Here is a 1,893-nt window from a genome sequence, read left to right on the forward strand (position 1 = left end):
GTCTCCAACGAAGTACCCTCGGCCTTTGAACGCTTAACTACTGTGTTCGGAATGGGAACAGGTGGAACCGTTCAGGCATCATCACCGCATGCTGACTTGTTCCAAGAGCAAAGCCCATAGGGCGCATGCGATTGGCTAAACAAGTCGTACGCATAAGTGTCCCAAGAGTCAAGTCCGTAAGGACGCCGACGATTGGCTGACACTACCTGCGCACTGAATGAGTGTTGTCCACTCAAAACTTCACAGAAGAAACTTCCTTGCAAATTGTTAGGCTATACCTTCTTAGAATAGCGGTCAACGTCATCCAATCACACGTCGCTTTCGCTCGTGTTCTTGGGACGTTTTCGCATACGACCTGTTGCCCGTTCAGCTTCATCCTACGGATTCGCTTCTCGGACAGGTCAGTAAGTCAAGCCCTCGACCGATTAGTGCTGGTCAGCTGCACACATTGCTGTGCTTCCACACCCAGCCTATCTACCTTGTCTTCTTCAAGGGGTCTTACTTCCTTATAGGAATGAGATACTTCATCTCGGGACGGGCTTCACGCTTAGATGCTTTCAGCGTTTATCCCTTCCGGACGCAGCTACCCGGCCGTGCCCTTGGCAGGACAACCGGTACACCGTTGGTCCGTCCACTCCGGTCCTCTCGTACTAGGAGCAGCCTCCCTCATGTATCTTACGCCCGCGATGGATATGGACCGAACTGTCTCACGACGTTCTGAACCCAGCTCACGTACCACTTTAATGGGCGAACAGCCCAACCCTTGGGACCTGCTTCAGCCCCAGGATGTGATGAGCCGACATCGAGGTGCCAAACCTCCCCGTCGATATGGACTCTTGGGAGAGATTAGCCTGTTATCCCCAGGGTAGCTTTTATCCGTTGAGCGATGGCAATTCCACTCTCTTTCCACCGGATCACTAAGCCCTACTTTCGTACCTGCTCGACCCGTCAGTCTCGCAGTCAAGCTCCCTTCTGCCTTTATGCTCTTCGCGCGATTTCTGTCCGCGCTGAGGGAACCTTTGGACGCCTCCGTTGCTCTTTCGGAGGCGACCGCCCCAGTCAAACTGCCCGCCTGGTACTGTCCCGAACACTGTTAATGTTCCGGTTAGATCCTTAGCATATGAAGGCCGGTATCCCAACGGTGACTCCGATAGATCTAGCGATCTATCCTCCCAGTCTCCCGGCTATCCTGTACGTCATATGCCAAAGACCAATGCCAAGCTGCAGTAAAGCTCCATGGGGTCTTTCTGTCCAGTCGCGGGTAACCTGCATCTTCACAGGTATTTCAATTTCACCGGGTCCCTCGTTGAGACAGTGCCCAAATCGTTACGCCTTTCGTGCGGGTCGGAACTTACCCGACAAGGAATTTCGCTACCTTAGGACCGTTATAGTTACGGCCGCCGTTTACAGGGGCTTCAGTTCGCTGCTTCATCTCAAGGACTAACAACTCTCCTTAACCTTCCTGCACCGGGCAGGCGTCAGCACCTATACTTCAGCTTGCGCTTTCGCAGGCACCTGTGTTTGTGGTAAACAGTCGCTTGGGCCTCTTTTCTGCCGCCGCCAACAGCTCCGGTGGTAAACACCTTCACCATCAGCGGCCATCCTTTTCCCGAAGTTACGGATGCATTTTGCCGAGTTCCTTAACGAGGGTTTTCCCGCGCACCTTAGGATTCTCTCCCCGCCTACCTGTGTCGGTTTTGGTACGGGCGAGACGTCTTCTCGTTAGAAGCTTTTCTTGGCAGTGTAGTGCAGCTGAATTCAGATTGACCGTAGTCTTTCCTATCTATCGGTTCTCGGCCTTGTAGTATGGGGATTTGCCTCCATACTAGCCTACCGCCTTCGACGCGCCCAACCATTCGCGCGCTCAGCTTCCTTCCTGCGTCACTCCATCCT

Annotated in this window: 2 rRNA genes; both read right to left on the reverse strand. The window is 53.5% G+C overall.

What is annotated here, in order from left to right:
* Positions 1 to 89: ribosomal RNA gene (gene rrf, locus HMPREF9334_RS11260) — 5S ribosomal RNA — on the reverse strand; the annotation flags it as partial.
* A 316-nt stretch (positions 90 to 405) separates the two neighbouring features.
* Positions 406 to 1,893: ribosomal RNA gene (locus HMPREF9334_RS11265) — 23S ribosomal RNA — on the reverse strand; the annotation flags it as partial.

This window comes from Centipeda infelix ATCC 43532, from assembly GCF_000234095.1.
Classification (GTDB): domain Bacteria; phylum Bacillota; class Negativicutes; order Selenomonadales; family Selenomonadaceae; genus Centipeda; species Centipeda infelix.